Origin of the sequence: Bradyrhizobium sp. UNPF46, assembly GCF_006658625.1 — a bacterium.
Lineage (GTDB): Bacteria > Pseudomonadota > Alphaproteobacteria > Rhizobiales > Xanthobacteraceae > Bradyrhizobium > Bradyrhizobium nitroreducens.
Window position 1 is genome coordinate 76,444 of record NZ_LFJB01000020.1, and the last position, 20,419, is coordinate 96,862.

Below are 20,419 nucleotides of genomic sequence, written 5' to 3' on the forward strand. Positions count from 1 at the left end.
CAGGCAAACTCACAGCTTCCCCTCGATCTCCACGCCCGCTCCCAGCGCGTCCGCCCCGAGGTCGGTGAGCTCGCATTCCAGGCATTCGACGTCGAGCCGGACGGCGCCGCCTTGCGCGAACAAGAGCAGGGCGCTGCCGCCAGGCTCCGCTTCGCGCCCGTCCCGCGGGTGAAACTCGATGCCGACGAGGTCCAGGACCTTGTCGGGAGCGCCCAAGTCGATGTTGCGCGATTTGCAGGCGAGCACGCGGTCGAAGCGGAGCGCGGCAACCAGCCGGCGCGGCTCGGCCTGCCCTTCCAGCGTCTGCTCCCAGTCCAGCCGGCTCATCCCGACCACAAGCCGCTTCTCGGCCTGCCGCCAGATGATGTCGGAGATCTGGACACGGGCGTCCTGGACATGGGTCGAGATCACGGCGAGATCGTCGGCGTCGAGGGCGATCAGTTTGAGCTGGGGCGACATCGCCGACGCTTCTCCTTCGGAGTGGACAGGCCTCAACGCGCGCAGGCCGCGATATTTCCGCACAAACTAACGGACCGGCCGGCTAGAGGCTATTGATATCCGCCATCTCCAGCACCTTCCGTGGATACCCTTCCCGGACGACGCGGCTCATGCCGCGGCCGCGATTTCGTCGAAGGATATACCGGTCAACGTCGCCGAGACGTCCCACAGCATGGCGGCGACCGCCAAGTCCTTCGCATGCGGCATGATCTTCGCCGCCGCCGGCGCCCCCTTCATCTCGTAGAACCCGTTCGGACCGTAATAGCCGCCGGGCTCCGCCGCGGGGGAGGTTGCAGCGAACAGCGTCGGCAGTGCGCCTTCGGCGGCGGACTGGCTGAACAGCGGCTGGAGCAGCCGGCCGACCCGCCACTGGAAGGTGTTGGCGCCCGGGCCGTTCGCGATGAGATCGGTGCGCGCAAAGCCGGGATGGGCGGCGATGCTCCTCACGCCCCAGCCTGCCGCATCGCTGCGACGCTGCAATTCGAGCGAAAACATCAGCATCGCCAGCTTGGACTGGCTGTAGGCGCGCCACGGACGATAGGAATGCTTGCCTTGCAGATCGTCGAAATCGACCGCGCCGGAGCGGTGCGCAAGGCTGGAGAGATTGACGACGCGAGACGCTGTCGCCCTGCGAAGCTGCGGCAGCAGGCGTGCCGTCAGGACGTAGTGGCCGAGATAGTTGGTACCGAGCTGCATCTCGAAACCATCCTCGGTCTCTCGCCGCTTCGGCAGCGCCATCACGCCGGCATTGTTGACGAGGAGATCGAGCTGCTCGTTGCCGGCGGCAAAGCGGCGGGCGAAGTCGGCGACCGAGGCAAGGCTGGCGAGGTCGAGAGGCTCGTAGGCAATCAGCGCGCCCGGATGCCGCGCGCAGATGCCTTCGATCGCGCGCAGCCCCTTTGCGTCGCTGCGTCCGGTGAGTATGACAATGGCACCGGCGCCGGCCAGCGCCATCGCCGTCTCGTAACCGAGGCCGCCCGTCGCCCCGGTCACGACGGCCGTCATGCCTCTGAGGGATGGGATGTCTGCCGTGGTCCAGTCGGTCATGCCATTCTCCGTTCGGGGCTGGAACGCGGCCCGCGCCGGGTCTAAATGTGCACTGAGTGCAACTTTACAAGAGGTGACATGATTTGAAGGCGTCGAAGGTTGCCCGGAAATTGCCCGCGAAGGGAAAAGCCCCTGATACGACCGGCCTGCGCCAGCGCAAGCAGCAGGAGACCCGCGCGCGGCTGACAAGGGCGGCGATGACGCTGTTCCTGGAGCGCGGCTTCGAAGCCACGACCATCGACGACATCGCGGCGGCGGCGGAGGTGTCGCGCCGCAGCTTCTTCCATTATTTCGCGTCCAAGGAGGACGTGGTCACCGCCTGGCAGGAGAACGCCGCCGACGCGCTGGTCGAGGAAATCGTGGCGCGGCCAGCGGACGAATCCATGCTGACGGCCGCGGAGAATGCGATCGCGGCAGTGGTCAAGCGGCTCGATCCCGCGGAAGCCGCCGCGATGTCGCGGCTCAAGCGCGACAATCCCGCGCTGCAGGCGCGCGACCAGCTCAAATACGAGACGATCGAGCGCGCGCTGGCCGAGGGCCTTGCCCAGCGCGGCCGAACCAGGTCCGACCGGCAGAAGGCGCGGCTCGTCGCCATGATCGCCACCGGCGCGATGCGCGTCGGCGGCGACAGCTGGATCGGCGACGGAGCGCGCGAGAAGCCGGAGGCCTTCGTCAAGCGCACCTTCGATGCGATCCGGGCGATCTTGACGTGAGGTGCCTCACTCCCTGAAGAACGCCAACAGGTCCGCGTTGATGGTTTCGGCGTGCGTGGTCGGCATGCCGTGGGGGAAGCCCTTGTAGGTCTTCAGGATGCCCTTCTTGAGCAGCTTGGCCGACAGCGGCGCGGAATCGGCGTAGGGCACGATCTGGTCGTCGTCGCCGTGCATCACCAGCACGGGCACGGTGATCTTCTTCAGATCCTCGGTGAAGTCGGTCTGCGAGAACGCGACGATGCCGTCGTAATGCGCCTTCGCGCCGCCCATCATGCCCTGGCGCCACCAGTTCTGGATCACCGCTTCCGACGGCTTTGCGCCGGGGCGGTTGTAGCCGTAGAACGGGCCGGCAGGGAGATCGCGGTAGAATTGCGTGCGGCTGGCGGCGAGCTGTTTCTGCAGATCGTCGAATACGCTCTTCGGCAGGCCGCCGGGATTGGCCGCCGTCTGCACCATCAGCGGCGGCACCGCGGAGAGGATCGCCGCTTTCGCGACCCGGCTCTCGCCGTGGCGCGCGATGTAGTGCACGACCTCGCCGCCGCCGGTGGAATGGCCGACATGAATGGCGTTCTTGAGGTCGAGATGCGACGCGACGGCCGCGAGATCGTCGGCGTAATGATCCATATCGTGGCCGTCGGAAACCTGCGACGAGCGGCCATGGCCGCGGCGGTCATGGGCGATGACGCGGTAGCCGTTGTTGGCGAAGAATATCATCTGCGCGTCCCAGTCGTCGGCCGACAATGGCCAGCCGTGGCTGAACACGATCGGCTGACCACTGCCCCAGTCCTTGTAGAAAATCTCGACGCCGTCCTTGGTGGTGATGATGGGCATGATCGTTCTCTTTCAGTGAAACTGGGTTTGTGTTGCGCGTGAACAAACACGCACCGACGTTGCGCAGATAGTTGCGCGAGATCTCGAATGCGACGCCTCGCATCGACCGGGATGTTGAGAATCGTGTGATCAGGCAAACGCCATCGGCTTGAAGCGGCGCCAGGCGCCGACGGTGAGCACGACGAAGAACACCAGCACGATGCCCTGCACCGCGGCGAACACCGGGCCCGACGGCGGCGCCGGCGCCACCGCCGGCGCGAGCGCGGCCAAAGCCGGCACCTTGAGGAACGACTGGATCACCAGCACGAAGACGTTGAAATAGAGCGAGATCATCGCCGTCACGATGTAGACCGGACGCCAGACGCCCGCGAGCTTCATGCCGTACAGCGCGAGGCAGGCGATCGCGAGCAGCACCAGCGAGATGATGCCGATGATGTGCGAGGGCAACAGCTCCTTGAACGGAAACAGGAAGCCGGTGGCGCTGGTCAGGATCGTGAACGACAGGAAGATCGCGGTGAGGCCCGGCATCGACTTCGAGCCGAGCAGGCCGAACATCACGACGAGGCCGGCGGCGATGGCGATCAGGCTGATGACGACATGGACCATCGTGAAGGCGGGCAGGCTCAAGCCAAGGACCATGGCATCTCTCCTAACTCTCCGTTGAGATTCGGCAGAGTCGTATTACGGTCCTCATGCGATTACCATCTGCGTTGTCGTCACATGCATGTGCGCAGCCATGCGTCATCGTGCGAATCGACAAACGCATGGCTGAATTTTTTGCACCGCTGTCACAAACGGCGGCAGTTCTCGACGAAAGTCGAATCGAAGTCTCACACTTCCTTGGTGTCGAAGATCAGGAGATCGGCACCGCCGCTCGCAAATTTCGGCACGTCGCCTGCGGCCGCCTTGCCCGCTTCGCTGCCGAAGGCCTTCTGGATGTCGCCCACGCTGTCGAAGGTGAGGATGGCGACGAGATGAATCCCTGACGGCCCGGCGGGGGACCCGACCGCGCCCGTGCTGACAGCGTACTTCTTCAAGCCGGGAAGTTTCTTGGCGAGCGGAATGTGGGTCTCGGCATAATGCTTGTCGAAGGCGGCAGCATCCTTGGGCGTTTTGTAGAGCACGACGAGTTCGGCCATTTAGTCCTCCCTTGGGAATCTTTGTTCTTCCGCGCGCGATTGGCCTCGCGACGAGGCGATAGTCTGTGGGGCGCGGCAAGATGGCAAGTCCCATTCGTCTTGCCAACTGCTTGTCTTCTGCTCGACTAAAGCGCCGGTTTTGCGGCGTCGCCGAGATAGCCGTGCAGGGAGGCCACGACCTGGGCGCCTTCGCCGATGGCGCCGCCGACGCGCTTGACCGAGCCGGAGCGGACGTCGCCGACGGCATAGACGCCGGGCACCGAGGTCTCCAGCGGCGCCACGAGGCGGCCCTGGTTCTGCTCGGACTGCGCGCCCGTGACGACGAAGCCGCCGCGATCGAGCGTCACGCCGCAGCCGTCGAGCCAGGCGGTGGCGGGATCGGCGCCGACGAACAGGAACAGATTGCGGATCTCGGCAGAATCCTCGTCGTCGGACAGCCGGCTCTTCCAGCGGATGCGCCGCAGCAGCGCGGCCTCGTCGCCCTCGAGCGCGGTGATCTCGGTGTTGAACATCAATTCGATGTTCGGCGTCGCTTCGATGCGCTCGATGAGATAGCGCGACATGCTGGCGCCCAGGCCGCCGCCGCGGATGATCATCAGCACTTTCCTGGCGTGACCCGACAGGAACACGGCCGCCTGACCTGCCGAATTGCCGGCACCGACCAGCGCGACCTCTTCGCCGGCGCAGAGCTTCGCCTCGACGGGCGAGGCCCAATACCACACGCCGCGCCCCTCGAATTTGTCGAGGTTTGCAATGTCAGGCCGGCGATAGCGCGCGCCGCTCGCGACCACGACCGAACGCGAGCGCAAGGCATCGCTGCCGTCGAGCGCCACCGAGAACGCGCCGTCCCTGCGGGTGCAGTCGAGCGACTTCACGGTGACGGGGATCATGATGTCGGCGCCGAATTTCTGCGCCTGGGTGAAGGCACGCGCGGTCAGGGCCTGGCCGGAAATGCCGGTCGGAAAACCCAGATAATTCTCGATGCGCGCGCTGGCGCCGGCCTGGCCGCCGAAGGCGCGGATGTCGAGCACGGCCACGGACAATCCTTCGGAGGCCGCATACACGGCGGTGGCGAGCCCGGCCGGTCCGCAGCCGACGACGGCGACGTCGTAGATGCGGCCATCCGTGGCGCCGCCGATCATGCCGATGGCGCGGGCAAGCTCGGTCTCGCTGGGATTGCGCAGTACGGTGCCGTTGGCGGCGACGACCAGCGGCCAGTCTTCGGGCTTGGGCGAATAGCGCGCGATGACCTCGGCGGCGTCGCGATCGCGCGCGGGATCGAGCAGATGATGCGGCTGGCCGTTGCGGGTGAGGAAGCCCTGCAGCCGCACCACGCCGGCGGAGTTCGACGGGCCGATCAGCACGGGGCCGCCGATGCCGCCCTGGATCAGATTGACCCGGCGCAGGATCAGCGCGCGCATGATGCGTTCGCCGAGCTCGGCCTCGGCGACCAGCAGCGCGCGCAGCCGGTCCGGCGGCAGCAGCAGCGTCTCGACATCGCCCTCGGCGCGGCCGTCGACCAGCGCCGGCTGGCCCGAGAGCTGGCTGAGCTCTGCCAGGAACTGCCCCGGCCCCTGGTCGATCACCGGCGTGACGTGACCGAGCCCGTCGCGCTGGGTGATGGCGACATGGCCCTTCAGCACGACGAACATGCCCGGCCCCGGCTTGCCGGTTTCGAACAGGAACTCGCCGTCCTGATAGAGGCGGACCTCGCCAAAGTGCCTGATCCGCTCGATCTCGGCCGGCGTCAGCACTGGAAAGGTCTGTTCGGGGCGCGTGAACCGCGACATCATCGCGTCATCACCGCTTGGTTGCTGTCCGTCCTGCCCCATCGTCATTCTCGCTCATTCCAATTTGCTAAGTGCCGGCTTTGCCGGCGGCCCCCTCATCTAGGGAACCCTCGGCGTTTGGCGAGGGCTCGCCGCTGGCGGCGCGTTCGCGCGCCTGCAGCTTCCGCCGCTTCAGGTTTTCGCGCAGCGCAGATTTCAACCGCTCGTCACGGGACGTCTTCGCCTGGGTTGCGCTCTTGTCGTTCTCGTCAGTCATTGCGGGTCCGATACTGCCATCGGCGATAACATGCCCGGAGAATGCGGCAGCTCAAGAGGCCTCTCGCGATCCGATCGTGCGAAACTCGAAATGGACCGAATCCGCACCCTTGGCCACCTGGCCAGTTGGCGGGGACGCGGAGGCCTCGAATCGGCGGGAAGTCGGCCGTTTCGAGCCAAAACGAGCATTTTGGCCTCGATATCGGCCCGATTTTCTCGTTTTGACCGGCCGAGCAAGCTTGCGCAGGAGGGGGGCTTGTGGCAGATATCGGCCCGCTTGGCAGGGCCCCTCGGGCGCCCGATTCTTCACCAGCACATGCTGCCGTAGCTCAGTGGTAGAGCACTCCATTGGTAATGGAGAGGTCGACAGTTCAATCCTGTCTGGCAGCACCATTCTTCCCCTCACTGCAAGCTTTCTGCCGGCCCGCGAGCCCGCAATATCCACGGATGCCATCGTGATCACACGTTCCCTGCCCTACGAAGGACTGCTCCACGAGATCGTCGAGCATAACGGCGTGCTTTATCTCGGCGGCATCGTTCCTGAGGATGCGGCGCTCGACATGGCGGGCCAGGCCGACGATGTGCTGCGCCAGCTGAAGACGCTGCTCGATGGCGCCGGCTCCGATCTCTCCTGCGTTCTGCAGGTGACGATCTTCATGGCCGAGCTCGCCGACAAGGCCGCGTTCAACGAGGTGTGGAAGCGCTATTTCACCGCGAACCATCTGCCGGCGCGTGCGGCCGTTGGCGTTGCGGATCTCGGCCCGGGCGTCAAGCTGGAGCTGACGGCAATCGCCGCCCGTCGCTGAGCAGGCGACACCGGCGGAGCGGGAGCGCGCGGTCGATTTGTGTTCGCGCAAGAGCGCGCGATCATTCGGTGATCCAAACATGAAGCGGCGTTCTCGCGGCATGAATCGCCCGAGTTTTGCTCTTCTCTTTCGCCCTCTCTTGTGAAGAGGGCGCAGGGAAGACCGGGTGCCGGCTGGCACCCATGACCCGCTGCGCGAAAAACTGGCACACGCAAATGCGCAGGCGGACAACAGGTGGGCCGGAAAACACCCGGCCTTCCCTGCGCGATGGTTTGACGGCCTATGCCTGCTCTCCCCGGAGCCGAATTCCTTCTGGCCTCCGTCACGTCCGCGAAAGGCGATGCACCGCATCCGGTTGGCCGCTGCATCTTCGCGAAGGCTTGGCTGTAGCAACGACAGCCAGGACCACATGGTTTAGCCGTACGCGACGGCGCCGTTCGTCACACGGAGAAGGACCTCACGGGGTTCACCCGCCCTGGTCCCGCCTTGCCGTGCCCGACGCAGCCGCGTCCCACCGCCACCCAGCCCACGTTCGTTGCGACGTACGATCGCCCCTCTCCTCGGGCCGGGATGACGGGAATATGCCGCGAATCCGAATTTCGGTAAAGTGGAATATTTTTCCGAGAAGGGGTTGACGGGATTTGCGGTGTTTTGCCCGACGGGCCCACGCGGGTAAGGTTAATGCTTCCTTTCGATTGTCGGTAAAATTTTATCCATTATCGTGCTCGTCATTGATGACGAACCAGGGGCTTCGATCGTGTTTGCGCTTTTCTTGATCGTGACTGGGACTGCGCTGCTTCTCTCCGGCATCGTTGCCTTCGGCCTTCATCGAAACTCGCTGCACTCGATGGCGCTGCTGTAGCCGGGCCAAATTCGTAGGATGGGTAGAGCGGAGCAAAGCCCATCGCGGGTTTATCTGGTGCCGAAGCATGATGGGTTTCGCTCCGCTCTACCCATCCTCCGCACTACGCATCATCAATTGTCGTTAACCGCCGCGCGTCGCGCGAACCGATCGTCCGCCCGGCGCAGCCGCCGGCACAGCTCGCGGTTGATGTTCTGCAGGACGATCACATAGGCGTGGATGTCGGCCTTGTAGCAGGCGTAGAGATTCTTGGCGGTCAGCTCGTACAGCACCGTCGGCGCCTCCGCGACCACCGTGGCGGAGCGGTTCTGCATCTCGATCAGCGTCATCTCGCCGAAGAAGTCGCCGGGCTGCAGAACGGAGATCGGGATGACGCTGCCTGCGCTCGTCCGTTTGCTCACCGCGAGCCGGCCGGACTTGACGATGAACATCGAACGTCCCGGCTCGTCCTCCTCCACGACGGTCGCGCCTGCCTCGAAGCGGCGCTCGGCCAGCATCGACATCAGGAGGTCGAGGCTTCCGTCCGAAAGCCCGCCAAAGAACGGCGTCGCGAGCAGGAACGCTTTCAGATCGGGGGCGGTGACAACCATTGCGTGAAGTTACGCCGCGTCGCCGAATGCGGCAAGCAGAGCGGCTACGGGCTTTCCCCGCGCAGCGTTCGTCGCTTTCGCCAGACCTGCAGGTCGATCATGACCTTGATGGTCGCCGCGAGAACCGCGGCGCACAGCACGGCCTTGGAGACCGTCTCCATCGTTCCCTCGATCAGGAGGCAATGGACCACGCTGCCGAGGACGATGACGATGGCGAGCGGCATGTGAATGAAGCGCCAGGTTCGCGGGCGCAACTCCAGCCGGCGGCGCAGGGACGCCAGCAGCGCGACAACGAAGATCGCCCACATCGCGGTCACGCCGAAGGGCGAGAACGGCGTCGGCGAGGTGTAGGTCAGCGCGTCGATCATATCGGGCGGGCTGGTGATCCAGAGGCCGGCGACGTGAAACACCACGGCCAGCACCAGCGCGCCGCCGATCCAGTGATGGGCGCGCCGGCCGCGATAGGCCGACAGGGGTGCCAGATAGCCGCCGATCAGCAAGGGCTGCACGAGCACGAGACCGAGCGCGACGATGCCGGCGAAGCCGGCGAGGATGTAGACCGGACCGCGCCAGGCGAGCTGCTCGCTGGTTGCCGCGAACGCGATCGGCACGCCGATGGCCACGGCAAGCGCGACCCAGATCAGGATCACCCGTGCCGATCTCCTCCCCGTCATGCGCCGGCCCGGTCAGGCCGGCTGCAGCACGAAGTGCGCCTCTAAGCTGGTTTCCTTGGCGCTGCGCATCACCGGCCGCAGGAACACTGTCTTGAACTCGCCGCTGTCATAGGCGAGGTGGCCGTGGGGCTGGCCGAAGATCGGGATGATCTGCGGCATCTCGAGCCGGAACTTGCCGTCCTTGTCGGTGAGCGTGGCGCCATGGCTCTGCGGCTCGTGCTCCTGGCCTTCGACCGTGTGCGCCCAGATCTGGATGCGCTGGCCTGCGAGCGGCGCCCCATCGCCGGCGCGGCGCACGGTGCCGCTCATCCAGAAGCCGCCCTTGCCGATCCGCTCCACGATCGCCGCGCCCTTGCGGTAGTTGTTCGCCCCGCCCGACATCGACTCGGTGGGCGCGAGCCCGTCGGCGCGGGCCGGCAGCAGGAGCCCGGGAATGCCGGTCGCCAAAATTCCGGTTGCGAGGACGGACCCGCCGGCAGCGAGGAGACCCCGGCGGTTGAGCAGGACGGTAGTCATGTCGGTTCCTCCCGGCGACGGGGCAGTTGCTTTCGCAAGCTACAACAACAGGCGTGAAACGCACAGTTGCGACGACAGGCGCCTAGGGTCGCAATAACAGTGTTGTGAACGATGGCGTCGCCGCCCAAACTGTAGGACAACAGTGTCCTCCCGACACTACATGTGATGCCGCAGACGCGCATTCTCGCGCGGCCCCTCCCCTTCAGGTGCCTCCCCATGATCCCCTTCTCCGTGCTGGACCTCGCGCCGATCTGCCAGGGCGGCGACGCCGCGCAGGCGTTCCGCAACTCGCTCGATCTCGCCCGGCATGCGGAAGGCTGGGGCTACAAGCGATTCTGGCTGGCCGAGCATCACAACATGACGGGCATCGCCAGCGCCGCGACGTCGGTGGTGATCGGGCACATCGCGGGCGGGACGACAACGATCCGCGTCGGCTCCGGCGGGATCATGCTGCCGAACCATTCGCCGCTGGTCATCGCCGAGCAGTTCGGCACACTGGCCTCGCTCTATCCCGGACGGATCGACCTCGGGCTCGGGCGGGCGCCGGGCACCGACCAGTTTACGGCACGGGCGCTGCGGCGCGACCTCGCCACCAGTTCCGAGAATTTCCCGCAGGATGTGCTGGAGTTGCAGGCTTTGCTCGGCGACGTGCAGCCGAACCAGACGATCCGCGCCGTGCCCGGCATGGGAACGAAGGTGCCGCTGTGGATATTGGGATCGAGCACCTTTGGCGCGCAGCTTGCCGCCATGCTCGGGCTGCCGTTCGCGTTCGCCTCGCATTTCGCGCCGCAGATGATGATGCCGGCGCTGCGCGAATATCGCGCGCGCTTCGAGCCGTCGGCGCAGCTCGACAAGCCCTATGCGATGGTCGGCGTCAACGTGTTCGCGGCCGACAGCGACGCCGAGGCACAGCGGATATTCTCCTCGCTGCAGCAGGCGTTCATCAATCTGCGCCGCGGCACGCCGGGCCCGCTGCCGCCGCCGGTCGACGACATGGACGCGCTGTGGTCGCCGGCCGAGAAGGCCATGGTGGGGCAGTCGCTGTCGTGCTCTGCGGTCGGCTCGCCGGGTGTGGTCGAGGCGAAGCTGAGGGCGTTGATCGCAGAGACCGGCGCGGACGAGTTGATGACCACGGGCCAGATCTACGACCACGCGGCGCGGCTGCGCTCGTTCGAGATCGCGGCGGGGGTAAGGGAGAGGCTGACGGCGTGACGCTCTCGGTCTCGCCTCAGTGCTAGGTGTGTTCCCTCCCCCCTTGTGGGGGAGGGAACGGCCAGAGCGCCACTTGTCGCCGAAGTCGACCTTCGTTCAGTTCGCCCTTCCTAATCCGGAAAGCCGAAAAGCTTGGCCGGATTGTGCACCAGGATCTTCTCCAGCTCCGTCTGGTCGGCGGCGTAGCGGTACATCAGCTCGAGCAGATCGGCGTCGTTCGGCGGCTGCTTCACCGAGACCGGATGCGGCCAGTCGCTGGCCCAGACGCAGCGGTCGATGGCGGCCTCGATATAGGCGCGCGCGATCGGGATCACGTCGTCGTAAGGAGCTCCGGTCTTCGAGGTTTTTTCGCCGAGCGACAGCATGACCCAGAAATTGCCCTTAGCCAGCAGCTCCAGCATCTTGCGCAAATTCGGATCGTTCCTGCCTGCCTCGGGGTCCGGGCGCGCCATGTGGTCGATCAGCACGGGCACATCGAGACTCTCGTATTTGGCGACGCTCGACATGATGCCGTCCTTCTCCGGCTGGATTTTTGCGTACCAGCCGAGCTCGCGGATGCGGGCGATGGCGCGGGCGAAATCGGCGTCCGACAGCACCGCGCCCAGCTCCTGGCGGAAGCTGAAGCGCGCGCCGCGCACGCCGGCGTCGTGCAGCTTGGCGAGATAGGCGTCGTTCGCCTCCGCGAACACCAGCGCGTTGGCGCAGCCGCGATAGTTCGGGCCCATCGCGGCGAGGCCGTCGAGCACGACGGCATGATCGGCGCCGTAGGTCGTGGTCTGCACGATGATGCCGCGCTCGATGCCGAGCGCCCTGTGCATGCGCAGCGCCGCTTCCCAGGTCGCGGTCGGCATCCGGTAGGCGGCGCCGGGACGCTCAGGATATTTCTCGATCGGACCCAGCACGTGGAACTGGCTGTCGACGGTCTTCGGCGGCGGCGCCTTGCTCGGGCGGCGCGGATTGGGATCGAACGGCAGATAGGTCGGCATGTGCAAAACTCCTTCAGTCGATCACGGCGGTGAAGTCGCACTGCACCAGCGCGCCGCCGTCCATATTGTCCATCGGCAGCGCGTGACGCGCCGGGCGCGAATGCTCGTCCGGAAACATCTTGAGCCACTCGACATTGATGGGCCCGCGGTTGCCGCGGTCCTTCAGCCACACCGTCATCTTGATGATGTCGGAGGTCGAGCCGCCGGCGGCCTCCACCGTCGCCTTCATATGCGCGAACATGTTGGCGCATTGGGCATCCAGGCTCTCCGGCATCGCGCCGGCGGCATCGCGGCCGAGGATGACGCCGGACATCACGAGGCTGCCGATGCGGCAGGCGTTCGGAATCGGGTTGGCGTGCTTGAAGCCGCCGATATGGATGCTCTTGCGCCGTGTCATGGTGCGCTCCCTCTCGATACCTGGTTCAGACGAACTGGCACGACACCGAGCCGAACGCGCCGTAATCGGCGTGGAAGGTGTCGCCGCGGCGGATGTCGACGGGCCGCGTGAACGAGCCCGCCAGCACGACCTCGCCGGCCTTGAGATGCTCGTCATGTGGCGCGAGGCGGTTGGCCAGCCAGGCGATGCCGTTGGCGGGGTGGTTGAGCACGCCGGCCGCAAGCCCGGTCTCCTCGACCTCGCCATTGCGGAACAGCAGCGCGCCGATCCAGCGCAGATCCGCATCCATGGGGCGGATCGGCCGGCCGCCAAGCACCAGCGCGGCGTTGGCCGCGTTGTCCGAGATGGTGTCCATGACCTTGCGCGTCTTGCCGGTCTCGGGATCGACGCGATGCATGCGCGTCTCCAGGATTTCCAGCGCGGGCGTGACGTAATCGGTGGCGTTGAGCACGTCGAAGATGGTGCAGTCGGGTCCACGCAGCGGCGCCTTCAGCACGAATGCGAGCTCGACCTCGATGCGCGGCGCGTGGAAGCGATCGAACGGAACAGGCGTGGCGTCGGCATAGAACATGTCGGCGAACAGCACGCCGTAATCGGGCTCGTTGATGCCGACCGCGTTCTGCATCGCCTTCGAGGTCAGGCCGATCTTGTGGCCCTTGATGACACGGCCGCGGCCGAGCTGCAGCTTGGTCCAGGCGCGCTGGACGGCATAGGCGTCCTCGATGCTGAAATCGGGATATTCCTTGGTGAACATCGGGATCAGCGTCTTGGTGCGCTCGGCCTCATCAAGGCGCGCGGCAAGGCGTTCGATCGTCGCATTGTCCAGCATCGTCTATTGCTCCGCGACGACGGTGTTGCGGAGCACGCCGATGCGGCTCGACTCGACCTCGACGACGTCGCCGACCTTCAGCCAGCGCGGCGGATTAAAGCGCGCGCCCGCCCCGGTCGGCGTGCCCGTCACGATCATGTCGCCGGGCTTGAGCGTGGCGAAGGTCGAGAGATAGGAGATGATGAAATCGAACGGGAACATGAGCCGTTCGGTGGTGTCCTGCTGCCGCACCTCGCCGTTGACGCGGGTGACGATGTCATGCGGCCCGCGCGGGTCGAGCTCGTCCGACGTGACGATCCACGGACCGATGCTGCCGGAGCGATCGAAGTTCTTGCCCTGCGTGACGTTGAACTTGCCGTGGCGCAGCCAGTCGCGGATGGTGCCCTCGTTGCACAAGGTCATGCCGAAGATGTGCGACCACGCCTTCTCGCGCGGGATGTGACGTCCGCCCTGCCCGATCACGATGACGAGCTCGCCCTCGTAGTCGAGCTGCTCGGAGACCTTGGGCTTCTCGAGCGGCTGACCGGAGCCTGTCATCGACGACATGCTGCGCACGAACAGGCTGGGATATTTGGGCAGGTCGGAATTGTCTTTATATTCGGCGTTGCGCTCGGCGTAGTTGACGCCGATGCACCAGAGCTTTTCCGGCGCCAGCACCGGCGGCAGCAGGACGAGCTTGTCCAGCGCGTAATCGGGCTTTTGTCCGGCGACGGCCTCCTGCGCGTCCGCGAGCGCGTTGGCGGCGATCAGCGCCTTTACGTCGGAGAAGTCCCGGCCGATCCGCCTGGTCAGATCGATGACGCCATCAGCGACGGCCGCGCCGTAGCGCGGCTCTCCATCCAAGAGATAGCTTACGAGGCGCATGGTCGTTCTCCAATGGTGTTCGGGCAGCGCGGCGGGCGCGCTCAGTCTTTCGATTTGGGAGTCTGGAAGACCGTGTTCAGCGTCACGATCTCGCCGAGCCGGGCGTAGCGCGGGCCGCCGATGCGCGCGATCGGGTCGAGCGCTTTGGTCTCGACCTTGCCGTCGTTCACGAGGCCCTCGCGCAGATGGAACATCACGACCTCGCCGACGATGAGCCGGCTCTTGGCGTCGCCGAACTCCAGGCACTGGCGGAAGCGGCATTCCATCGCGACCGGCGCGGCGGCCAGCCGCGGCACCTTGATGCGCTCGCTTGCGATCGTCTCGAGACCCAGCTTTTCGACCTCGCTCACGTCAGACGGATGCTCGATCGATGAGTCGTGCACCGCGTTCATCAGCGGCGTATCGGCGATGTGGATGACGTATTCCCCGGTGTCGAGGATGTTGTGCGCGGTGTCCTTGTAGTCAGCACCCTTGCGGCCGACGCTGATGGCGAGCATCGGCGGCTTCTGCGAGACGAAGGTGAAGGCGCTGAAAGGCGCGAGGTTGAGCACGCCCGTGGCTGACAGGCTCGTGACCCACGCGATCGGGCGCGGCACCACGATGCCGGTCATCAGGCGATAGATGCGCTCCGCGCCGAGCTCAGTCGGATCAATCCGCATCGATCATTCAGCCCTGATGTTGGCCTTGCGCACCACCGGAATCCACTTGGCGTCCTCGCGCTCGAGATAGGCCTTGAACTCGTCCGGCGTCATCGGCGTGGCTTCGCCGCCGAGCTTCTCGAACTTGTCGACCACGGCGGGGTCCTTCAGGATCGCAGACAGCGCCTCGTGCAGCTTGTCGATGACGGGCGCCGGCGTGCCCGCGGGCGCAAACAAGCCGGTAAAGGTCTGGCCGTCAAAGTCCTTGTAGCCGAGCTCGGCGAAGGTCGGCACGTCGGGCAGCGATTTCAGGCGGTGCGGGCTGGTGACGGCGAGCGCGCGGAACAGGCCGGCCTTGATGTGCTGGAGGCTGACCGTGAGCTGGTCGAACGCGAACTGCACCTGGCCGCCGAGCAGGTCGTTGATGGCAGGCGCATTGCCGCGATAATGCGCGGTGACCCATTGCAGGCCGAGGTTCTCCTGCATCAGCTCGCTGAGCAGATGGTTGGTGGTGCCGGGGCCGGGCGAGGCCATGGTCAGCTTGCCGGGCTCGCGCTTGGCGAGATCGATGAATTCCTTGAAAGTGTTGGCCTGCACCGACGGATGCACCTCGAGCACCAGCGGTGTCATCGAGATCGTCGAGATCGGCATGAAGTCCTTCTTCCAATTATAGGCATCACGCTTGTTGATCTCGGTCGCGAACAGCACCGGGCCGTTGGCGCCGACGAACAGGGTGTAGCCGTCGGGCGCCGACTTCGCGAACGCCTCGCCCGCGATCATGCCGCCGGCGCCGGCCTTGTTCTCGATGATGAAGGGCTGGCCGAGCTTTTCCTGCAGCTTGTCGGCGACGATGCGCGCGGCGCTGTCGACGTTGCCGCCGGCCGGATAAGGCACGATCAGCTTCACGTTCCGCGCCGGCCATTGCTGGCCAGAGGCAGGCCCCGCCAGCATCGCGGCTGCAGCGGCTATGGCAATCCAGATTAATCTCATGTTAACCTCCCGGCAGCGCTTCCAATTTCATGTCGAATGCCCGACGTGGCGCAAGGCAACTCGATCGGCCCGCAATCTCCAGATGCGCGCTTTACCTGTCGAGTGAATTGTGGCGTTCTTGTCCATATTATGGACAAGACCAAATTCGCCCGTCACGCGACATCACCGCGGCAGGGCGCGCAGGCGATCCGGCGCGCACTCGCCGTGCTGCGCATTCTTGCCGCAGGCGGCGAGGCCGGTGTGCCATTGGCCGAGGTCGTGCAGGCCACCGGCCTCACCCGCCCCACCGTGCATCGCATCGTGCACGTGCTGATCGAGGAAGGCATCGTCGAGCGGAACGAGCGCAGCGGCCACTACGCGATCGGCAACCAGGTGCCCGAGCTGGCGCTGGCGCGTCCCCGCCCGTCGCGGCTCTTGATCGCTGCCAATCCGTCGCTGCAACGCGCCTCCGCCGAGATCGGCGACACGCTGTTCCTCACCGTGCGCACCGGCAACGACACGCTGTGCGTCGATCGCCGGATCGGCATCTATCCGATCCAGGTGCTGTCGATCGAGGTCGGCGCGCGCCGGCCGCTCGGCGTCTCGAGTGCCGGTGTTGCGATCCTTGCGGCGATGCCGGCGCAGGATGCGCGAAAGATCGTCGCAGCCAACGAGAAGAGGTTCGAGACGTACAAGACCGACATGGCGACGGTCCTTGGCGAGATCACCGCCGCGCGGCGGCTCGGATACGGCATGAGGGAGATCGGCCTGATCCAGGGCACGAAATCGATCTCGACCTGGATCAAGACGCCGGACGGACAACCGGCCGCGGCGATGACGGTCTCCGCCGTTCGCACGAGGCTCGGGCCGAGGCGGGAGCAGGAGGTCGCGGACATCCTGCTGCGGGAGGCCAAGGTCATCGAGCAGGCGATCGGGGGGTGAGCGTTGACGTGCTGACGGTGCTCCTTCGCCTCTCCCCGCTTCCGGGTGAGGGGGACTCTCCGCGAGTCCTACTGCCACCGTCCCCGCGGAAACTCCCCCTCACCCCAACCCTCTCCCCGCAAGCGGGGAGAGGGGGCGCACCGCCGCTGTCAATGGGCTGACGTCGCACTCCGTTTTATGGCACAACGCCCCCACCGCCGACCGACCAAACGAGGCCACGCATGCCCGCGCCAAAGCCGCCTGCCTTCGAGACCCTGAGCCTGCATGCGGGCCAGCACCCGGATCCCGTGTCCGGCGCCCGGGCGGTGCCGATCTACCAGACCACGTCCTACGTGTTCCAGGATTCCGACCACGCCGCCGCGCTGTTCAACCTGGAGCGCGCCGGCCACATCTATACGCGCATCTCCAACCCGACCACGGGCGTGCTGGAGGAGCGGCTCGCCGCACTCGAAGGCGGCGTCGGCGCGATCTGCACCGCGAGCGGCATGGCGGCGCTGCATCTCGCCATCGCGACGCTCTTGAATGCCGGCGATCACATCGTGGCGTCGAGCTCGCTCTATGGCGGCACCATCAATCTGCTGGCGCACACGCTGCCGCGCTTCGGCATCACCACCAGCTTCGTCAAGCCGCGTGATCTCGACGCGTTCCGCGCAGCGATCAAGCCGAACACGAAGCTCGTGATCGGCGAGACCATCGGCAATCCCGGGCTCGAGGTGCTCGACATCCCTGAGGTCGCGGCCATCGCGCATGCGGCAAAAATTCCGCTGCTGATCGACAACACTTTTGCCACGCCCTATCTCAGCCGCCCCATCGAGCTCGGCGCCGACATCGTCATGCATTCGGCGACCAAATGGATCGGCGGCCACGGCATCGCGATCGGCGGCGCCATCATTGACGGCGGCCGCTTCGACTGGCGCGGCTCCGGCAAATTCGCCGTGCTGACCGAGCCCTATGGCGGCTATCACGGCATCGTCTTCGACGAGCAGTTCGGCACCGCGGCTTTCATCATGCGCGCGCGGACCGAAGGCCTGCGCGATTTCGGCGCCTGCCTGTCGCCGACCAACGCGTTCCAGCTGCTGCAGGGCGTCGAGACGCTGGGCGTGCGCATGGACCGGCACATGCAGAACACGCATCTCGTGCTCGAGGCACTGAAATCCAGCAAGGCCGTGGACTGGGTGCTGCATCCCTCGCTGGAGACGCACACGGATTATCAGCTGGCCAAGCAGCTGCTGCCGCGCGGCGCCGGCTCGATCATCTCCTTCGGCATCAAGGGCGGCCGTCCTGCGGGGCGCAAGTTCATCGAGAGCTTGCGCATGATCAGCCATCTCGCCAATGTCGGCGATGCCAAGACGCTGGTGATCCACCCGGCTTCGACCACGCATCAGCAGATGGATGCCGGGCAGCTCAAGGCGGCCGGCATCGGCGAAGAGCTGGTGCGGCTGTCGGTCGGCATCGAGACGGCAAGCGACATCATCGACGATCTCGCGCAGGCGCTGCGCATCTCGCAGAAGGTCTGACACCATGAAGCTTTCCGTCAACGGCCTCGAGGTGTTCGCCGCAACCGGCGGCCGCGACTTCGACAAGTCGCTGCCCACGGTCGTCTTCCTCCACGGCGCCGGCTTCGACCACTCGACCTGGGCGCTGCACACCCGCTGGTTCGCCCATCACGGCTTTGGCGTGCTGGCGCCAGATCTTCCCGGTCACGGCCGCTCGACCGGGCCTTCGCTCGGCAGCATCGCCGAGATGGCCGACTGGACCGCGGCGCTGCTCGATGCTGCAGGAGCCACGAAGGCGCATCTGATCGGCCACTCCATGGGATCGCTGATCTCGCTGGAGACCGCCGCGCGGCATCCCGAAAAAGTCTCCGCGCTGAGCCTGATCGGCACCGCCGCGACCATGACGGTCGGCCCGGATCTCTTGAAAGCGGCGGAGGCGAATTCGCAGGATGCCAACGACATGGTCTCGATCTGGGGTCTCGGCTTCAACGCCGAGCTCGGCGGCAGCCTCGCGCCGGGCCTTTGGATGCATGGCGGCGCGCAAGCCGTGCTGAAGGCGTGCGAGCCGGGCGTGCTGTTCAGGGATTTGTCGGCCTGCAACGCCTACGCCAATGCGCTTGCCGCCGCCGCAAGCGTGAAGGTGCCGACGACGCTCGTCCTCGGCGAGCGGGACATGATGACCCCGGCGAAGGCGGGCAAGGCGCTTGCCGCCGCGATCCCGCATGCGAAGACGGTCGTGGTGGCGGGCGCCGGCCACATGATCATGGCCGAGCGGCCGGACGAATTGCTGGCGGCGCTGCGGAACTAAGCGGATCGATCTTCCGCCTCGCGCGTTGCGGTCAGACATCCCTCACGCTCAAGAAGGGGAACTCGACCATGCCGAGACAGGAAGTCATTCGCAAAGCGAGACAAAGCAAGCGCGCGGGCAAATCGGCCAGTACGCAGGCCGGCGAATTCGTCAAGGACGAGATCGACAGGATCCGGAAAGGCAAGCACGGCGCGCGCTCGACGAAGCAGGCCATTGCCATCGGCCTGTCGGAGGCACGCCGCGCCGGCGTCGACCTGCCGCCACCGCGCAAGGGACGCACGAAGAGATCGACGCGCCGCAGCGCCGAATACGCGTACGAGGTCGGCCAGGGTAAACGCACGCCGAAGCGCCGGCCCAAAGTGTCGCGCGCCGCCACGAACGTGCTGAAGAAGGAGTCGCGCTCGACCGCCTCGCGCCGCGCGCTGTCGAAGCAGGGCAAGCGCGCCGCGAGCCGACGAACCGCCGCATCCCGTTCGGCCGCGGCGCGGAAGGCCAGCCGGACCAAGGGTGCCAAGGCCCGCTCCACGCTCCACTGCCGCAAAGAAGGCGGCACGCACCAGGGCGCGCCGTCGGAGGTAGGTCGGAGCGCCGCGTGGGGCGAAGCTACTCGGCGGCCTCGCCGAGATCGACCCGGGCTCGCGGTGCCTCTCCGGTCACCACCGAGACGCGCTCGCCCCAGCGTTCTTCGGGGTAGTAATCCCAGATCGCGTGGTGCTGGCTCGCCCAATTGTCCCATACCAGCAGCGAATTCGGCTGCCAGTTGACGCGCGTCTGCAACGCAAGCTGGCTTTCGACATGCCGGAACAGGAACTGCAGAATGGCGTCGCTTTCCCGCCGCGTCAGTTGCACGATATGCGAGGTGAAGGACGCATTCACATAGAGGAACTTTCGTCCCGTGCGCGGATGGATCGGCACCACCGGGTGCTCGGTCTGCGGATAGGTCTTGCCGGGATCAGGCTTCGCACCATAGCCGGCGGTCCAGGCCAGCGACCCATCGTGGATGGCGGTCAGGCCGTCGAGCAATTGCTTGATCGGATCCGACAGGAATTCGTAGGCGAGATACATGTTGGCGAAGGCGGTATCGCCGCCGAGCGGTGGGGTCTTCGTTACCCGCAGCAGCGAATAGGCGATCGGGCTGGGATCGCAGGACACGTCGGGATGCCAACCGTCGCCGGCAGTGAAGCGCGAGTCCCGGCCTGTCTTCCATGACAGGAATTCCGGATCGAACGGACCATCGCCCTTGAAACGCGTGGCCGCCAGCTCATGCCGGTGCAGCGACTTGCCGAAGCGGCGCGCGAAGCGCTTATGATCCTCCGGCGACAGTTTCTGGTCGCGGAAGATCACGGCAAGATTCTCGTCGATCGCCCGCCTGATTTCGGCGAATTGCGTCTCGCTCACCTCCTTGGAGAGATCGATACCGGAGATCTCCGCGCCGACGGTCGGCGAGAGCTGCCTGACCTTGATCGTCTCGAACGGTTCGCGCCGGCGCGTGTTCCACCGTTCGATCGCGAGCTTGTCGTTGAAGTCTCTGTAGAAACTCATACTGCTACTCCTTCA

At 65.9% G+C, this 20,419-nt stretch carries 23 protein-coding genes, 1 tRNA gene and 1 pseudogene; 8 read left to right on the forward strand and 17 right to left on the reverse strand.

Annotation, left to right across the window (positions count from 1 at the left end; all coding sequences use genetic code 11):
• Window positions 1-9: 9 nt before the first annotated feature.
• Window positions 10-459 carry a DUF2948 family protein gene (locus tag UNPF46_RS09315; protein ID WP_142249809.1) on the reverse strand — a complete coding sequence of 150 codons (450 nt, stop codon included), beginning with the start codon at window positions 457-459 and terminating at the stop codon, window positions 10-12.
• 147 nt (window positions 460-606) lie between these two features.
• Entirely contained in the window at window positions 607-1,545 is a 939-nt protein-coding gene (locus UNPF46_RS09325; RefSeq protein ID WP_142249810.1) for an SDR family oxidoreductase, read from the reverse strand.
• An 83-nt stretch (window positions 1,546-1,628) separates the two neighbouring features.
• Here UNPF46_RS09325 and UNPF46_RS09330 point away from each other — a divergent pair, with 83 nt between their 5' ends.
• Window positions 1,629-2,258: a TetR/AcrR family transcriptional regulator gene (locus UNPF46_RS09330; RefSeq protein WP_142249811.1), complete on the forward strand. Its 630-nt coding sequence runs from the start codon at window positions 1,629-1,631 to the stop codon at window positions 2,256-2,258.
• Window positions 2,259-2,264: 6 nt separating this feature from the next.
• Here the strand turns inward: UNPF46_RS09330 and UNPF46_RS09335 are convergent, their stop codons facing one another.
• From UNPF46_RS09335 to UNPF46_RS09355, 5 genes are all read right to left on the reverse strand, one after another.
• Complete coding sequence (locus tag UNPF46_RS09335; protein WP_142249812.1) at window positions 2,265-3,089, reverse strand: alpha/beta fold hydrolase; 825 nt, start codon at window positions 3,087-3,089, stop codon at window positions 2,265-2,267.
• A gap of 129 nt (window positions 3,090-3,218) precedes the next feature.
• The gene (locus UNPF46_RS09340; RefSeq protein ID WP_100175036.1) at window positions 3,219-3,728 is read right to left on the reverse strand and encodes a hypothetical protein; all 510 of its coding nucleotides are present in this window, start codon (window positions 3,726-3,728) and stop codon (window positions 3,219-3,221) included.
• A gap of 191 nt (window positions 3,729-3,919) precedes the next feature.
• Window positions 3,920-4,228: an EthD family reductase gene (locus UNPF46_RS09345; protein ID WP_100175035.1), complete on the reverse strand. Its 309-nt coding sequence runs from the start codon at window positions 4,226-4,228 to the stop codon at window positions 3,920-3,922.
• 125 nt (window positions 4,229-4,353) lie between these two features.
• Window positions 4,354-6,060, reverse strand: a complete 1,707-nt coding sequence (locus UNPF46_RS09350) for an FAD-dependent oxidoreductase (protein WP_502705483.1) — start codon at window positions 6,058-6,060, stop codon at window positions 4,354-4,356.
• A gap of 25 nt (window positions 6,061-6,085) precedes the next feature.
• The gene (locus UNPF46_RS09355) at window positions 6,086-6,274 is read right to left on the reverse strand and encodes a hypothetical protein (protein ID WP_142249814.1); all 189 of its coding nucleotides are present in this window, start codon (window positions 6,272-6,274) and stop codon (window positions 6,086-6,088) included.
• Between the two features lie 317 nt (window positions 6,275-6,591).
• Here UNPF46_RS09355 and UNPF46_RS09360 point away from each other — a divergent pair.
• Together UNPF46_RS09360 and UNPF46_RS09365 are read left to right on the forward strand one after the other, a co-directional pair.
• Window positions 6,592-6,666, forward strand: a tRNA-Thr gene (locus tag UNPF46_RS09360).
• A 62-nt stretch (window positions 6,667-6,728) separates the two neighbouring features.
• Window positions 6,729-7,079: a RidA family protein gene (locus UNPF46_RS09365; protein WP_142249815.1), complete on the forward strand. Its 351-nt coding sequence runs from the start codon at window positions 6,729-6,731 to the stop codon at window positions 7,077-7,079.
• A 975-nt stretch (window positions 7,080-8,054) separates the two neighbouring features.
• Here UNPF46_RS09365 and UNPF46_RS09380 read toward each other — a convergent pair.
• Genes UNPF46_RS09380 through UNPF46_RS09390 form a run of 3 tightly spaced genes read right to left on the reverse strand, consistent with a single transcriptional unit; the run spans window position 8,055 to window position 9,721 of the window.
• Entirely contained in the window at window positions 8,055-8,531 is a 477-nt protein-coding gene (locus UNPF46_RS09380; protein WP_142249816.1) for a cyclic nucleotide-binding domain-containing protein, read from the reverse strand.
• Window positions 8,532-8,575: 44 nt separating this feature from the next.
• Window positions 8,576-9,205, reverse strand: a complete 630-nt coding sequence (locus UNPF46_RS09385) for a ferric reductase-like transmembrane domain-containing protein (protein WP_142249817.1) — start codon at window positions 9,203-9,205, stop codon at window positions 8,576-8,578.
• Window positions 9,206-9,217: 12 nt separating this feature from the next.
• Window positions 9,218-9,721 (reverse strand): peptidase associated/transthyretin-like domain-containing protein, encoded by a 504-nt coding sequence (locus UNPF46_RS09390; protein WP_100175029.1) that lies wholly within the window; start codon window positions 9,719-9,721, stop codon window positions 9,218-9,220.
• A gap of 216 nt (window positions 9,722-9,937) precedes the next feature.
• On the opposite strand from UNPF46_RS09390, the gene UNPF46_RS09395 reads away from it, so the two are divergent.
• Window positions 9,938-10,933, forward strand: coding sequence for an LLM class flavin-dependent oxidoreductase (locus UNPF46_RS09395; protein WP_142249818.1), 996 nt, complete (start codon window positions 9,938-9,940; stop codon window positions 10,931-10,933).
• Window positions 10,934-11,043: 110 nt separating this feature from the next.
• Here the strand turns inward: UNPF46_RS09395 and UNPF46_RS09400 are convergent, their stop codons facing one another.
• Genes UNPF46_RS09400 through UNPF46_RS09425 form a run of 6 tightly spaced genes read right to left on the reverse strand, consistent with a single transcriptional unit; the run spans window position 11,044 to window position 15,637 of the window.
• Complete coding sequence (locus tag UNPF46_RS09400) at window positions 11,044-11,919, reverse strand: amidohydrolase family protein (RefSeq protein WP_142249819.1); 876 nt, start codon at window positions 11,917-11,919, stop codon at window positions 11,044-11,046.
• A gap of 13 nt (window positions 11,920-11,932) precedes the next feature.
• Window positions 11,933-12,316 (reverse strand): RidA family protein, encoded by a 384-nt coding sequence (locus tag UNPF46_RS09405; RefSeq protein WP_142249820.1) that lies wholly within the window; start codon window positions 12,314-12,316, stop codon window positions 11,933-11,935.
• A gap of 25 nt (window positions 12,317-12,341) precedes the next feature.
• Window positions 12,342-13,145 (reverse strand): 2-oxo-hept-4-ene-1,7-dioate hydratase, encoded by an 804-nt coding sequence (hpaH, locus tag UNPF46_RS09410; RefSeq protein ID WP_142249821.1) that lies wholly within the window; start codon window positions 13,143-13,145, stop codon window positions 12,342-12,344.
• A 3-nt stretch (window positions 13,146-13,148) separates the two neighbouring features.
• Complete coding sequence (locus UNPF46_RS09415) at window positions 13,149-14,009, reverse strand: fumarylacetoacetate hydrolase family protein (RefSeq protein ID WP_142249822.1); 861 nt, start codon at window positions 14,007-14,009, stop codon at window positions 13,149-13,151.
• 41 nt (window positions 14,010-14,050) lie between these two features.
• Window positions 14,051-14,668, reverse strand: a complete 618-nt coding sequence (locus UNPF46_RS09420; protein WP_142249823.1) for a flavin reductase family protein — start codon at window positions 14,666-14,668, stop codon at window positions 14,051-14,053.
• A 3-nt stretch (window positions 14,669-14,671) separates the two neighbouring features.
• Complete coding sequence (locus UNPF46_RS09425) at window positions 14,672-15,637, reverse strand: Bug family tripartite tricarboxylate transporter substrate binding protein (protein ID WP_100175022.1); 966 nt, start codon at window positions 15,635-15,637, stop codon at window positions 14,672-14,674.
• 129 nt (window positions 15,638-15,766) lie between these two features.
• Between UNPF46_RS09425 and UNPF46_RS09430 the strand changes: the two genes are divergently transcribed.
• The 4 genes and pseudogenes from UNPF46_RS09430 to UNPF46_RS38210 all read left to right on the forward strand — a co-directional run.
• Window positions 15,767-16,558 carry an IclR family transcriptional regulator gene (locus UNPF46_RS09430; RefSeq protein ID WP_174718722.1) on the forward strand — a complete coding sequence of 264 codons (792 nt, stop codon included), beginning with the start codon at window positions 15,767-15,769 and terminating at the stop codon, window positions 16,556-16,558.
• Window positions 16,559-16,779: 221 nt separating this feature from the next.
• Window positions 16,780-18,075, forward strand: coding sequence for an O-acetylhomoserine aminocarboxypropyltransferase (locus tag UNPF46_RS09440; RefSeq protein ID WP_142249825.1), 1,296 nt, complete (start codon window positions 16,780-16,782; stop codon window positions 18,073-18,075).
• A gap of 4 nt (window positions 18,076-18,079) precedes the next feature.
• Window positions 18,080-18,862, forward strand: a complete 783-nt coding sequence (locus UNPF46_RS09445) for an alpha/beta fold hydrolase (protein ID WP_142249826.1) — start codon at window positions 18,080-18,082, stop codon at window positions 18,860-18,862.
• Between the two features lie 68 nt (window positions 18,863-18,930).
• Window positions 18,931-19,065: pseudogene (locus tag UNPF46_RS38210) on the forward strand (DNA-binding protein); the annotation flags it as partial.
• Between the two features lie 400 nt (window positions 19,066-19,465).
• Here the strand turns inward: UNPF46_RS38210 and UNPF46_RS09455 are convergent.
• On the reverse strand, window positions 19,466-20,404 hold the full coding sequence (locus tag UNPF46_RS09455; protein WP_100175017.1) for a TauD/TfdA dioxygenase family protein: 939 nt from the start codon (window positions 20,402-20,404) through the stop codon (window positions 19,466-19,468).
• Window positions 20,405-20,419 lie beyond the last annotated feature (15 nt).